Source organism: Phormidesmis sp. 146-20 (assembly GCF_052939475.1).
This window is the reverse complement of the sequence record NZ_JBJPHT010000011.1, coordinates 62,121-75,858: the sequence shown is the minus strand read 5'-3', so window position 1 is coordinate 75,858 and position 13,738 is coordinate 62,121. Positions and strand designations below refer to the sequence as shown.

Here is a 13,738-nt window from a genome sequence, read left to right as displayed (position 1 = left end):
CAGACTTCGTTCTGGTAGGCGCGGCTTGAACCGCCAGTCAACATTACAGGCTGTTTAATCATTGATCCTCAACGACGAACCGTTAGATATTCGATTAGAGATTCGATGAGTGAATCACTAACTTCTAGAGCGCCGTCATCGCTTGAGTTAATTCGCTAGACAGATCAACGTCAGAAAGATCACGCTTTCTAAACAATACGCCTGCTAGAAAATAGGTGTTTCCTGAGTAGAAGGCCTGTTGATTAGCCTGAAGTTCTGCAATATGATTTTTCACCTTTGGTTCTGAACTGTAGTAACCAAATTGAAGCGGCGTGATCATAAAATCTTCAACACTGTAGTTGTATGTTTCACCTTGAGCGATCGTGCCCACTGGGTTAGAGTAGCTTGAGACCAACACCATGACGTTGGGATAGTCCAGCGTTAATAGAGAATTGGTAATGGCAGCCCCATCAAATCCGCCATACAGCAAGGGCATGAGAATATCATTATCGGGTGCAGGAAGGTAAGGAGGATTGGCAATGAGATATTGAGCCGTCGGTCTGGGAGTCTCAAAAAACGATCGATTGTGAATGAAATATTGATGATCTAACTCATATTGAGCCACTCTCGATTGAGCCACCTGAGAAGCCGAAGGATTTAATTCATATCCATGAACTTTACCGACAAAGTTAGTTCGTAAAAGTGAATTAATGACCGGAGTTCCATCACCACAGCCAAACTCTACGATCGTATCTACATCATCACAGTGATTAAAAACCAGACGCTCAAGACAATGGGAATAGAAATGAGATTCTTCGGGACAAAAGAAGACTTCTTTCTCAGAAACAGATTTGCGGGTGGACTGCGATCGCAACAAAATTCCAGTCAAGGTAATACCCTCGCTTTGTAAGAGTGTGTATAAAGACGAAGGGCAGACCAGATGCCTACCCCTCAAAACCGTTTATCAAACTGAGATCACGGGCAAAGGCTGCGTTTTTTCACCCTGACGAATCACTCGAACGACCGCCTCACTAGCACGATCACCCATCAGTTTTTCCTGGTCGTAGCCCAAAATCATTTGCCATGCTTGAGCCGGGTACATATCAATCAAAGGCAGCGTGACATTTTGAATCATCCAGCGTCCGTGTCGCTCGTCTTCTTTGATGTGTAGATCCCAATAGCCCATTGCAGCGTCCGACAGTTTAAGCCGTTTTGCTGCTGCCAGATAGTTGTGATAAGCCGCCGGCCCAGCAACTTCAAAGTAAGCTAGACCGCCGTTGTAGCGCAGAAAATAACGCTTACATTCGGTGAGCAAAAAGTTGTGGTTAATGCTGGCTAACACTTCCCACGGTACAAGGTCAAAATACGCTTCTGGCTGAATGCTGAGTCCAAGTTCGGTCAACATTTGAGCAAAGAATGTGGAGTGTTTGCGCGAAAGACGACCATTGCCATACTCTTCGAGCAAAACTTTGGTGAGTGTCGCCTGTACTTCATTTGCAGCACCACCCAAAATGCGAGACAGACGACTAGCTTCGATAAGACCGTCAAAGGAAGCGAGCGCCAACAGATAGCGATAGCCTTCCAGCGTCATCTGTTCGCGCATGTAGTGAGCATCTAACGAAAGCGGAGGTTCTAGATCAGCATCAAAGCGATCAAGAATAGCTTGCTTTACATCCAGAGTTTTGTAAGCGTCGAGGTCAAAGTTTTCGAGTTCCCACTGCTGCCAAATGGTTTCGATCTGATCGCGGATTTTGTGCAGGTAAGGCGAGCGCTCGTTTGTGTAATTGCTCAGGTCGTCATACCAGAAGAGATTGAGACGATTGATGCGGTAGAGGACTCGCTGAATAAACAGATGAGCCGCCTCTGAGCCGTCTTGAGTGTTGTAAGCCTGAACCAGGGCGGCGTGCAAAGCAGTCTCAAAAGTACTCACTTCCGAAGTGTAGCGCTGTAAGTTTTTGTCTAAGTTTTCCGCTTCCAGAAGTTTGCCAAAAGCTTGTTCAGCGCTGTAGTAGGGGTTGTGTTCTATCTGAGTCTCCAGAGGCTTAGGAATGACTCGCTCTTTTTCCAAACGTGTAACTAAGCTGCCCTGCATGTATTTCTCTGATCATTTGTATTTTCTCTAACATATTGATTGATTGATTTGTCTAAATACATCCACTCCAGAGAGAGAGCGTTGTCACCCTAAAGGCAGAGTTTGTTGAGGTGCGATCGACTAAGATCCCCCATCAGTTTATGACCTTCTAACGTCTGAGCCACACTATCTGACCCCAAAATAACCAGGTTAGCCAAATAAGATAATGAGTTGTGACGATCGTCCAAAACGTAAACTGATAAGACTCCTTCTGACTTTTGTGGCGTACTCTCTTCTGAGCTACAAAGCCACCTGGCCAACCACCTGCAAGCTCACATAGATGCAGCCTTTTCTCTGGAGTTCTGCGGTCTCTTCGTTGGGCACGAGCTTTGTCGTCAACATACATAGAATAAGTGACTAAACTCATTACAGGATAGAGAATGAGCGGCAGCGGATTGCGAGTGATCCAGGTGAAATGAACGGCTCCAGCCAGTGGCAAAATTGACAACAGTAATGTCGTGAATATTGGGAACTTGGGCTTGGATGCGATCGACGTGGAGAAAAAAGTAGGTTTGCTGCGTGCGCCCGAAATAAAAGCATCATAGGCACGGGCTTTGCCATCTGACTCAATCACTGTGTAGTAATAAATTGTGTCATTTGCTTGGGGACGACGAGTTACGTTTTTGAGGCCAGTAATATGTAGAAAAACTTCTGGGCTACCATCATCCGGTTGAATGAAACCAAATCCACGATCGTCTTTCCACTTTACAAGCTTTCCACTGCGTAGACTGAGTTTCATAAGAAGTCAATAGCGTGATTTTTGTAACATTGATTACCCCTTATGCTACCCGATCGACCCACGAAGTCACCACGCTTAGATTGATTCAGCAAAGCCGCTAATTTGCAGACCACTTGATTAATGTAGTCAACTGATCCGCAGGCTATTATCACTTCCAGAAACCTAGGCTGCTCCCTGAGAAGTGTCGGACGATTCTACAAGTGGTAATTTAACAGGTGGCAACACATTGAGATCAGAAGGAAGCCATTCATCTTGTAGTTTCTTAATCGCGAACTCTTTTTGTTTTGCTTCAATTTCAATCCAGGGAGCCTGACGGTAAACGCTGGGCATAATGGTGATGTAATCGCTGTGACGCTGATCTAAAAAGGATTCTGCTCCGTTAGAGATATGCACAACCTGCAAGTCTGGAGTCGCCCAAGTGCTACGAGCCAATGCAAACATTTCTGCAACGCTGGCATCTTCATAGCTATCTACTTTTTCATGAATAACATGATGATGAGCATCAAATAATAAGGGAATGTTAGCTGCCTGACAAATTGTACCAATCTCTTGACTGCTGTAGGTATATTCATCATTTTCTAAGGTCAAGCGAAGCCGAATATTATCAGGCAAATCTCGAATCACACTGATTAACCGATCGCGACGATCGCCCTTTCCACCATGAATATTCATTAATGCCCAGGGAGACTGCGGCAGTCCCAAAAAATCCATAATACGGGCATGAGTTGCCAAAATTTTGATGCTGGTTTGCACGACTTCAGGGCGGTCGGAACTCAACACCACAAACTGATCAGGATGCAGCACTAATCGAATTCCCAATGCCGAACTGCGATCGCCGACCTGTTTCATTTCATCCGCAAATTCAGGCAAGATTGCTTCGCCGATCGTGTCATCTGCAAATGGAAATAGCCCAGAACCCATGCGATAGAGACGAATGTTATTCACATCGCAAAAGTCGATCGCCCGCCCAAGTCGCCGCAAATTTTCGGCATAAAGGGTTCGCAACATAGTTTCTTGCTCGGCGTGATCGAACTGCAACAACCGTTTGCGCGTCACCGTCTTGAACCTGACTGCCTGCGATTCGGTAATGCAAACCAATCCTAATTGAGGCGTTATCATCCACTCACTGCCCAATTTATCTAGCTTTTAGTGGGTCATGTCCCCAGTTCATTAACGAATAGCGCCAGCGAGTATGTTCAATATCACCCGATGGCTTTTGAGCAGAGTGACGATGTACATAGCTGATGACGTGCTGCATTTGAGATAAGTCATCTTGGCTATACTCAGAGTGCTTTTTGTGCAGAAGTTCGACAATATGACGACCGGATTCATGCCCGATCGATTCCTCGTGTCCTTCCTTAATTTGTCCTACACTGCGAGACTCTTCGGTGTTTAGCCAAGACTCTAACTCACGAGCAGTCATATTAACAGCTTGCTGAAATTCATTAACAATTGTCTTTGTTTCTTCAACCATGTCTACTCCTCAACTTTATTTAGTGCATCCGCTTTATGAATCGCTTCTTTTCCCGTCTTTGCACTTTCGACTAAGTATTCGGGGTTGTCTTTTGAAGCGTCGAAGTGATGTCCTTTAAAGTCTGTTGGTTCAGTTAATTTCTTTTTGATCGTGCCTTCGGTGGTGCCTTGGGAAGTGTTCCACTTGACCCGATCGCCTTTCTTTAGTTCTTCGCTCATGGTGATCCTGCATACTGCATTTCTAGAATAAAAGCGGATGCAACCTGTAACCTCTGTCTTGCGACGGTAGCGATTCGACCCTGCGACTGAATAAATTGAGACGACAATTACTTAGGGCTTTTGCACGCTTCGCTGTCTTAAAACGCTGAAGTTTTTGCGCTCCGCCATCCATTTAGTGAAAGGACGATCGCGCCATGTATGACTATGATTTGTTTGTGATCGGGGCTGGGCCAGGAGGATTGTCTGCTGCCAAAAGAGCCGCAAAATATGGAGCAAACGTCGCGATCGCTGAAGCTAATCATCTCGGTGGCACCTGTGCAAACCTTGGCTGCATTCCCAAAAAGCTGATGGTTTATGCGGCTGATTTTGCAGATTGGTTTGAGGCCTCAAAAGGTTATGGGTGGCAGGGTGAGCCGCCTCTGTTTGATTGGCAGCGTTTTGTGACAGCCCGAAATCAAGAACTCGATCGTCTGCGACAAAGCCATCAAAACTCATTACACAAAGCCAACGTTAACCTTTTTCAAGGTCGGGCAAAACTGCTTGATTTGCACACGATCGAAGTAGCAGATCAGAAAGTTACAGCCAACAAGATTCTCATTGCTACAGGGGGAAAGCCAATCAAACCGGACATTCCGGGTATTGAACATGCGCTAACTTCTGACCAAATGTTTAACCTCAAGCAGTTACCCAAACGAGTTGCAATGTTGGGGGCTGGCTACATTGGTGTTGAATTTGCGAGTGTGCTGCGCGGATTTGGATCTGAAGTTTTTTTAATGAACAAAGAGGACTGCATTTTGCATGGATTTGATCAATCCGTTAGTCAAGCTGTGCGAGAAGGTTTGTTAAAACGCGGAATTCACAATTTTTGCAATACCACGATCGACAAAATCATTCCAGTTAATGAAGGTCTGACTTTAACGCTTTCTAATGGTGAAACGATCGTGGTCGATACGGTTCTCTGTGCGATCGGGCGGTCTGCCAATTTAGAGAATTTAGGACTAGAGCAACTGGACGTGGAGATGGATCAAAAAGCGATCGCTGTCGATGTTCACAGCCGCACCAGTCAATCTCACATCTTTGCAGTGGGAGACTGCACCAATCGCAAACAACTCACCCCTGTTGCCCGTTCAGAAGGGCGCGCTTTTGCAGATACTCAATTTGGCGACTATTCCTGGACAGTAGACTATGCCAGTGTGCCGTCGGCGGTTTGTGCGCGTCCCGAAGCGGCTTCGATCGGACTGACCGAATCACAAGCCCAAGAAAAATTAGGAAAAATTCGCTGCTATCAAACAGAATTTAAGCCGCTCTTTCATAGTCTGAGTGGTCAAGATGTCAAGATGTTGATCAAGTTAGTGACTGATGAAGAGACTGATCAAGTGATTGGACTACACATCGTTGGCGATAATGCTGCCGAGATCATTCAGGGATTTGTATTAGCAATGCAGCAAGGTATTACAAAACAAGACTTCGATCGTACGATCGGGATTCATCCCTCTTCCGCAGAAGAACTGTTTACGATCGCTTAGTTTTACGCGAATTCGATGCAGTTTTTTCGCTTCGTTGTTCTGTCCTTTTGCCCCCCAAGCTGCCAATTTTGGGGGACTTTAAGAGAAGAATTGTGGTTCAAAGTCTCTGATTTGTCCAACGTCTATAGTCCAACGTCCTCTACAAAATCTGCTCTAAAATTGTGGGGTCTTGGATCTCTTTGTCTCGCGCTAATAACAGCACTTTTGAGACGACTTCGGCCGTTTTGGGATCGGGATCGACAAACGGTAAAAAGATTCTGCCACGATGCTGAGAATGGACGGGGACGATGCAGAGCGCTCCGCCTGGTTGACGATGGACGTTTGCGCTGCCCAAATGCACCGAGTAACTGCCCAACTGTCCCTCGATCAAGACGTGAGCACTTTGGAGTTGCACATTGTGAAGCTTTAACAATCGACAGGTTTCGCGGACTAATGCCGATCGCATCTCAACTGTGGAGGCCGTCGCTTCGGGATCGACTCCGCCTTGATGGGCCACACTGACCACCAGATCCAGATCGCGCATCACTTCGCTAAATAGACGAGGCGGCACTTCGGTTAACGGAATCGGCTTCCATTCGTCGCGACGGTAAAATCGAACGCCCTCGATCGTCAATCCTTCAACTTCTAGCGGCGTGTAAAATCCGTTGAGAAAATCGACTTCAGCAATCAGTCCCTCCGCGTGAAATGTCCGTCGAACGCCGACTTCGGGAGTCGCGATCCAGCCCCGCTGACCCCACAGCGCCAACGCCTGTTTTGGGTTGACTTGATGACCTTCGTAGCGACGAGACATCGATTCTGGCTGTTCGGCAGTCGTGGGAACGTAGAGTTCTCGAAAGATTTGCTTGAAGGGTTGCACTCGATCGCTGCCAAAACAATCTTGCTGCCACAAATGCCATTCCTGAGTCATTAACAAATCATGGGGATGGGCAATTCTCAACTGAGTGGAAGCGATCGGGGTGACGATTTGACTGTGATTTTTCAGGGCGGTTCCTTGATTGACGAGATAGCCAATTTCAGCATCGCCCATCAACACAAGCTGACTCAACAGGGGGAATAAGACCGGATGCTTTGCGAGTTGAATTAACTCTGTTGCGGTAAAGCGATCGCCTCGACACATCGCCTGCTCTAGCGAAATCCGAATCCGAGAAGCTTGTTGGGTGATTTCTTGCTTGCGAGCGGTGAGGACTTGAATTTCAGGCTGTTTTTTGAGCTTGGCAGGAATAGCTTTAAGTGGTTTTCCTTGTTTCGTCACCGTAATTTCTGGCGCACCTTCAACCGTAATGGCGAGACTGACGCTAACTTGATCGATCGTCACAACTTGAGCTTGACCCACGAGATCGGCGATCGCTTGCGCTTCCATAGCCCATTGGAGTCGCTGGGGATCGACAAAGCCTGCGGTACGGGCCAGATTTTCGAGTCCGATCGAGACGGCTAACTTTTCGCTGGCCTGTCGCTGAGAACCAAACTTTTTGCTGGTACGCAGAAATTCTTGGAGCAGTTGGTAACGATCGAGCATCTCACGATCGCGCTTTTTCCCCTTTGGCAGCGGCAACAATCCCAACGCTCGGACGGCATCCTGATGGCGCTTAGTGGTAATGCGATCGCGTAGCGTTTGGGACTCTAGATTGCCCAACATCGCATCTGCAAACAGCTTGGCGCGCTGGTGTCCGGCTCCACTTGAGGCATATTGGGCGGCTTCGTAGAGTTGGTTCCAGCGATCGGACTTGAGCAGTTTGTAGAGGCGATGAAACCATTCGACATCGACCGCCCCCTCGACTAGACTTTGAGCCGACAGCGGAGTTCGTTCGCTAATTTGGGCGACCCAGGTTTCGCGAACTTCTGGCTCGACGCTCCAACCGTTGTCTTTGGTGTGGGCATGAAACCACCAGACCGCTTCGGCAAATCCGGGACAGTCGATCGCGTGTTCGATATAGTGAACCCACTGCGGCGCATAAAAGGCAAATTGGATTAGATTTTCTGGCTTGATTTGGGCGGATTGAACGCGCTGAGAGAATTCGGCTGGGGTGTCGTCTGGGGCCGGAAAGCTGACTCGCATCAGATGACTAAACACGGAGGCTTTGCTGAGACTGTTGTAGGCGTAGTGGCGTACCAGCTTATTGCGATCGAAGGCTTGAATCAGTTGGATGACAGTAGACATTCCCACAACGGACTTGAGCGCTCGTGCTGCTTGAGAAGCGGCTGTTGGCAAATCACCGCGCTGGAGTTCGATTGCTAGAATTCGCTGACGGGCCCGATCGGCCAGTTCCAATAAGAAAGGATGGGCGGTGTAGGTTTCGATGACAGTGCGACGAGTCAGATCTGACAGCGCCGGAAACGACGTTCTGAGATTGGCTTTTGCTTCGGCAGCACTCCCTGATTGTTGAATGGCATCGGTAGGACGGTCTTCAGCGCCCAACAGGTAAAACATCACATCCGCCTCAGTTGCCCCGCCAAGCTGGTAGGTGTCGAATACATCCCACAGCGTCACTGTTCCTTGATAACTGGGCAAAAAACGATCGACCCAGCGGACTAGATGCCACCAGCGAATGCGATCGGACTCCCCATCAGATTGATAATGTCGAGCGAAATTAATCCAGTAGCCAATAAAATCGCTGACCTGTCGCTTGGCTCCCCAATAGCTTGAACTGTGTTCCCACTGGGGATCATTCTTCAGTTGCGTCAAGGGAATCGTGTCGAGCAGGGTGGCGATCGCCTCCAGGCAATAGTCAAAAACTTGAGTCGGCGGATGTAGATAGAGCAGCCATGCAATGATGAGATTGATTTGCGACGGATATCGTAGTGATGGCGGAGTTTGTCCCGTGTGGGCTTGCAGGTCAGCAACAACTCGATCCACCAGGCTGGATTCATCACTCAAATTGGCGACTTCTGACGTGTATGGATCTGAGCGGTAGTCAAATCGAGGGGCGATCGCTCGAATCAACTCCAGCCCATCGGCATCGCGCAGCGTGTCAGACCGATCGCGCCACCAGTTAAGCCAAACATCACTCAATGGCAATCGTTCCAGATTCTCCTCTCGCGACAGCTTTGAATAGAAGCGGGGAAAGTTCCAGTTCAGGTTGCCGAGGAGTTCTTCTTCTTGCTCGACTTTGACAGGCGTTTGGTGATGCTCGTGGATCAGGTCATCCAATGCCAGCAAACAATTCAGAGCGGGGAGGGTCGCGATCGCAACAGGCTTGATGACTTGGGGAGGCGCGATCGCTGTCAAATCGGCAGGCTGCACCAGTCCCAAAGCGTCTGTCAGCGTGGCTTCGGTTTCGGATTGCAAAATGCCTGTAAGTAATTGCGTTTCGGTGAGCGTGAGCTTCGATCGACGGGTCTGATAGTCAGTTGCCAAACTTTGGGCGCGATCGAGCAGACGATTTCGCTGTACCAGTTCGCGCAGAAGTTCGAGTCCGGCTTGACGTTGAGGGGCTTGTTTGGCAGTGAGTAACCGTTCTGCGGAGGCGATCGCCGCTTCATCCGATTGGCTTAACAGCAAGCCCAAAATTCCTCGCCGCAGATCGCTCGCTTGACGGGTGAGCAGGTGTTCTAACTGGGTGCTTTCTAAGGGAACGATCGTGCACGCTTGTAGAAGCCGAATCACCTGTTCTCTCACATAGCTGCTGGCATCCCCGACCAGATCAAACAGCGCCGCCCGAATTTCACTGTCCCAGGGTTTGACCTCGGCCAACAATCCAGCAACATTGGCTCGTTCATAAGTGTCAAGCAGTGGCAGGTAAGCAATGAGTCGCTTGGGCGATCGCGTTCCCAAATTTTGGATCAGCGCTGAGGCGACTAGATTTTGGCTGGATTCGAGCGTCACCCATTCCCAGGCGATCGACTGCGTTTTGGGCTTAATCGGAAAGTTGGGTAAGGCTTGTTCTAACCGCTCAAACAAGTCAGACTGATGAATGTCTGTGTCTCCCGTGTGAGAAAGCGCTTGCACCGCAGCCGTCGCCACCTGCAAATCACGATCGTTCACCGCCGACAATAGACTCATTCTGGCTGGCGCGATCTCTAGTTGAGCTAAAAAATGCACCGCAACAAATCGATGAGTGGCTTGGGGATGGTTGAGCAGCGGTACGGCAAGGTCGATCGCAGCCACGGCATCCCCAAATCCGGCTGACCACAGGGCTAAATAAACTAGCTGCGGGTCTTCACTTTCCAGGGCGGCAGATCGAGCATCCAAACTTTCGAGCAGATCCAGCACTTGGGCGATCAGTTGTTTGGCGAGTTTTTCGTTGAGTGACTCCAAACCGAACCCAAACCAGACATCCACCGCGCGAATTGTGGCGCTAAACCGAATTAGATTTTGCTCCAGAATCAATCGCAACATTCGCTGAAAGGCGATCGGGTGAGCTTCGTCGATCGTCTCCAAAATGGTTTGTCGCAAGCCTTCTTGTCGTTGGGCGGCAAGGAGTAAGCGTTCGATAAAGTCCCAGCCATCGGCTCGATTGGCGACCAGTAGCGCACGAGTCACATGCCGTCCCATTGCTCCGATGTCGTGATTGCCGCTGGCTGAAGCGGTCAGAATCTCGAAAATGGCTTGTCCTTCGGTGTGATCGATCGCGGCTGCAAACAAAATTCCTAACACATCGGATGCATAGTAGCCCAGGTATGGCACCCAGGCAGCAAACCACTCCAAATCCTGGTCATGGCCTTCTACAACATCAATCAGTTGTTGCAACCAACTTTGTCGCTTGTCTGCACTGTATTCAGCATGGTTTGGGGCGCGAAATGATCGCCGACTGTAGCCCGATCGATAAGGTAATTGTGCGATCAGTTGCCACGCAGATTCGACGATCGAACCGAACTTGGGAAAGAGAATGTTGAAAATTTGCAGACGATCGCCAGACGTAGATTCCTCTAACCGTTGCGCCATTGATCTCAACCATTCATAGAACTCATAACTGTCTGATCGCTGTCCGTCAGACCCATAACCGAGAATGGCATAGCCCACCGATCGCAACCGTTCGTCAAGACTACTCAATTGTTGAATACGCTGCGATCGCCAATCTGCTACATAAACTGCTTGTAACTGAGCCTGTGCAACTTCGCGATTCAGCATTCTTTAATTCCTCAACAAATTCTTGACCCGCCGTTATTCACCCTAATTAAGCCCAAAATAGAACGATCGTCACCCTACTGAAGTGCCTCCAGGTTTGATCGTTCTAAATGCTACCCGCCTACTAGCGGAACTAACCGTAAAAACAACAGTTGCGAATCAGGTCGCAATCTCACCACGTCCTCTAAATTTTCTTGCTGCTGCTCGTCGAGAAACACAAAATACAATCCGTCTGTAAACGCTTGTAGGGCTGTCTCGATAGATCGTTCCAGATTCACAGTTTGTTCTAGATCACGGCTGCCCAAATCCACTTTTCCCTGCTCAACGCCCAGACTAATCTGACCCGGACTGACGACCCGCATCAGGCGACCCTGACGTTGACGAGCTTCAAATCCAGCAACTTCGGCGCAGACGATTTGAGTTAGCAAATTTCGTAGGGTGAGAGCGTCCTCAACTTCAGGCAAGGTTAGTTTCCAGTCAGAAAAGATGGGTTGAGTTTTTCCCATGACTTTTCCGGAGACGGTGAGTGTAGAGGCCATAGTGCTACTTGTTGAACCTGTACAAATGTACTATACATACTTGAGTAAGTGCCCCTGTCGTTCAAAGTTCGCAAAGTCTTTAAACAAGGTTAGCTTTAGATTCCGTCGATCGCAAAGTGATGTTATTCATCGCTCATCAAATCTCGACGGCTTAAAACGTTTCTTGCTCACAGGTTGAGATTCTGAAAATTCCCCTTAACTCCCTAAAAAAGAGAAGAAATACCTACCGCTTTTAGTACAGATTTTTAGTACAGAAGTTAATTGTTGCGGTGTCTTTTGCACCTGATCAATCCAATACCGAAACGTTTCTCTCTGTGCTAACTCCAAAATCATAGGGAACTCTAGCGGCATTGATCTTAATCACTCAGCCGTCCGAATTCGGCAAGTGTCAGGGTGAAGTTCAATCCAGCCGTAATACTATCTAGAACGTTGAGGAAACAATATGGCAATAAAGAAGCTGATTTTACCTGCGGTGGCGACGACTGCTGTGGTTGGAGGGGTAGCCGGATATTTTTACTTTAATAAAGCATCGGGAGATAGTGCAACCCCGATCGCAATTGCCAAAGTCATTCCTGATGAAGCGTATGCGGCCGCTTTTATCTCCACTGATGAACAAAATTGGGCAAAGCTCAAGCAGTTTGGCACCCCAGAGGCTCAACAGGCGTTTGAGAAAAGCTTTCAAGAATTTCGCCAAAAAATGCTCACTCAGTCCAATACGGACGTAGACAAAGACCTCAAACCCTGGATGGGCAACATGATGGTTGCGATGATGCCGGGGGCGAGCACCAAAGAGGCAAATATGGTAGTCGCGATCGCAATCAAAGATAAAGTGAGTGCCCTCAACTTTGCCAACAAGCTCAAAAGCGACTCAAAGGTTAAGAGCGTCGAAACTGACTACAAAGGAGTCAATGTTAGCGAATTTGTCAGTGAAAAAGGCAAAAAACCCGGCTACGCAGCAGTTCTTAACAACTCATACCTCATCGTCTCGTCGAGTAAGCCTTCGATCGAACAGGCGATCGAGTCTGCTCAGGGTAGCGCCTCTTTTGCGACTAAACCAGAAGCTGCGTCGCTCTTGGCTCAGAGTAGTGGAGAAGCCGTACTTGCTCGCTTTTACATCCCAGATTACGCAGCAATGGTACAAGCGATGACTAGCAATTCTAGTAGTCAGATGAGTGCCTCTACTCTGGAATCGCTCAAACAAGTTAAATCGATGGCTGGCAACGTTAGCGTAGATGATATGGGGCTGCGCTTTAAGGGAGGGGTTACGGTCGATCCAAAAATGGCGATCGACTTTAAGCCCTCTCCGGGCAAGGTCGTGGGTCAGTTTCCAGCCGATACATTTGCGCTCATCTCTGGTGCCAATATTAGCGGCTATTGGAGTCAGTTTGTGGCTCAAACTAAAGACAACCCAGACAGCCAGAAAGTAATAGACGCAATGCGGGGCAACAGTCAAATGATTGGTCTTGATCTGGACAAAGACATTTTTGGCTGGATGAATGATGAGTTTGCGATCGCAATGGCTCCTGTCAATCAAGGCATGATGGCCCAACTGGGATTTGGCCAGGTCATGGTGTTTAAGACGAGCGATCGTAAAACGGCTGAAACAACGTTGGGTAAGCTGGATACGATCGCCAAGCGTCAATTTCTAAATGTCGCTCAACGAGACGTGAATGGCAAAAAAGTCACTGAATGGAAAGCGCCCCAAGGCACGATACTTGGTCATGGTTGGCTAGACGACAACACCGTTTTTATTGCAACAGGCGATCTGGTCACTACCCTGTCGAGTCAGCCCAGTCCTTCCCTAGAAGCCAGCGATAGCTTTAAAGCGGTGACAGCTTCTCTACCCAAGCAAAACATCGGTTACTTTTACATGGATGTGGAGAAAACAATGGCTCTAGTTAATAAAGCTACGCAGCTTTCTCAAACTTCGACGATGAAGCCAGAGACGACCGCCATTCTAAATTCAATCAAGAGCATCGGTGGAACAACGACTCAACTGGATAAAACGACTAGTCAATTTGAAGCGGTGCTGGCTTTTAAGCCCAAACAGTAGTAGTTTTCTGGTTG

At 48.4% G+C, this 13,738-nt stretch carries 10 protein-coding genes; 2 read left to right on the top strand and 8 right to left on the bottom strand.

Features of this window, described 5'->3' with window-relative positions:
• Positions 1-124: 124 nt before the first annotated feature.
• From ACKFKH_RS11700 to ACKFKH_RS11675, 6 genes are all read right to left on the bottom strand, one after another.
• Positions 125-868 (bottom strand): SAM-dependent methyltransferase, encoded by a 744-nt coding sequence (locus ACKFKH_RS11700; protein ID WP_446858467.1) that lies wholly within the window; start codon positions 866-868, stop codon positions 125-127.
• 75 nt (positions 869-943) lie between these two features.
• Positions 944-2,071: an iron-containing redox enzyme family protein gene (locus ACKFKH_RS11695; RefSeq protein ID WP_446858466.1), complete on the bottom strand. Its 1,128-nt coding sequence runs from the start codon at positions 2,069-2,071 to the stop codon at positions 944-946.
• Between the two features lie 148 nt (positions 2,072-2,219).
• The gene (locus tag ACKFKH_RS11690; protein ID WP_446858465.1) at positions 2,220-2,849 is read right to left on the bottom strand and encodes a DUF1294 domain-containing protein; all 630 of its coding nucleotides are present in this window, start codon (positions 2,847-2,849) and stop codon (positions 2,220-2,222) included.
• A 162-nt stretch (positions 2,850-3,011) separates the two neighbouring features.
• Positions 3,012-3,968 carry a UV DNA damage repair endonuclease UvsE gene (gene uvsE, locus ACKFKH_RS11685; RefSeq protein ID WP_446858464.1) on the bottom strand — a complete coding sequence of 319 codons (957 nt, stop codon included), beginning with the start codon at positions 3,966-3,968 and terminating at the stop codon, positions 3,012-3,014.
• A 16-nt stretch (positions 3,969-3,984) separates the two neighbouring features.
• The gene (locus ACKFKH_RS11680; protein ID WP_446858463.1) at positions 3,985-4,323 is read right to left on the bottom strand and encodes a DUF3140 domain-containing protein; all 339 of its coding nucleotides are present in this window, start codon (positions 4,321-4,323) and stop codon (positions 3,985-3,987) included.
• 2 nt (positions 4,324-4,325) lie between these two features.
• Complete coding sequence (locus ACKFKH_RS11675; protein ID WP_446858462.1) at positions 4,326-4,541, bottom strand: DUF2945 domain-containing protein; 216 nt, start codon at positions 4,539-4,541, stop codon at positions 4,326-4,328.
• A gap of 194 nt (positions 4,542-4,735) precedes the next feature.
• Between ACKFKH_RS11675 and gorA the strand changes: the two genes are divergently transcribed.
• On the top strand, positions 4,736-6,067 hold the full coding sequence (gorA, locus tag ACKFKH_RS11670; protein ID WP_446858461.1) for a glutathione-disulfide reductase: 1,332 nt from the start codon (positions 4,736-4,738) through the stop codon (positions 6,065-6,067).
• 139 nt (positions 6,068-6,206) lie between these two features.
• Here the strand turns inward: gorA and ACKFKH_RS11665 are convergent, their stop codons facing one another.
• Positions 6,207-11,135: a DUF5724 domain-containing protein gene (locus ACKFKH_RS11665; RefSeq protein ID WP_446858460.1), complete on the bottom strand. Its 4,929-nt coding sequence runs from the start codon at positions 11,133-11,135 to the stop codon at positions 6,207-6,209.
• 110 nt (positions 11,136-11,245) lie between these two features.
• The gene (locus tag ACKFKH_RS11660; RefSeq protein WP_446858459.1) at positions 11,246-11,671 is read right to left on the bottom strand and encodes a hypothetical protein; all 426 of its coding nucleotides are present in this window, start codon (positions 11,669-11,671) and stop codon (positions 11,246-11,248) included.
• Between the two features lie 442 nt (positions 11,672-12,113).
• Here ACKFKH_RS11660 and ACKFKH_RS11655 point away from each other — a divergent pair, with 442 nt between their 5' ends.
• Positions 12,114-13,724 carry a DUF3352 domain-containing protein gene (locus tag ACKFKH_RS11655; protein ID WP_446858458.1) on the top strand — a complete coding sequence of 537 codons (1,611 nt, stop codon included), beginning with the start codon at positions 12,114-12,116 and terminating at the stop codon, positions 13,722-13,724.
• Positions 13,725-13,738: the final 14 nt, after the last annotated feature.

What these genes read in the sequence shown, in the direction of transcription:
- ACKFKH_RS11695 (WP_446858466.1), bottom strand. Translation starts at nt 2,071, where the DNA reads ATGCAGGGCAGCTTAGTTACACGTTTGGAAAAAGAGCGAGTCATTCCT.
- ACKFKH_RS11665 (WP_446858460.1), bottom strand. Translation starts at nt 11,135, where the DNA reads ATGCTGAATCGCGAAGTTGCACAGGCTCAGTTACAAGCAGTTTATGTA.
- ACKFKH_RS11675 (WP_446858462.1), bottom strand. Translation starts at nt 4,541, where the DNA reads ATGAGCGAAGAACTAAAGAAAGGCGATCGGGTCAAGTGGAACACTTCC.
- gorA (WP_446858461.1), top strand. Translation starts at nt 4,736, where the DNA reads ATGTATGACTATGATTTGTTTGTGATCGGGGCTGGGCCAGGAGGATTG.
- ACKFKH_RS11655 (WP_446858458.1), top strand. Translation starts at nt 12,114, where the DNA reads ATGGCAATAAAGAAGCTGATTTTACCTGCGGTGGCGACGACTGCTGTG.
- ACKFKH_RS11690 (WP_446858465.1), bottom strand. Translation starts at nt 2,849, where the DNA reads ATGAAACTCAGTCTACGCAGTGGAAAGCTTGTAAAGTGGAAAGACGAT.
- uvsE (WP_446858464.1), bottom strand. Translation starts at nt 3,968, where the DNA reads ATGATAACGCCTCAATTAGGATTGGTTTGCATTACCGAATCGCAGGCA.
- ACKFKH_RS11680 (WP_446858463.1), bottom strand. Translation starts at nt 4,323, where the DNA reads ATGGTTGAAGAAACAAAGACAATTGTTAATGAATTTCAGCAAGCTGTT.
- ACKFKH_RS11660 (WP_446858459.1), bottom strand. Translation starts at nt 11,671, where the DNA reads ATGGCCTCTACACTCACCGTCTCCGGAAAAGTCATGGGAAAAACTCAA.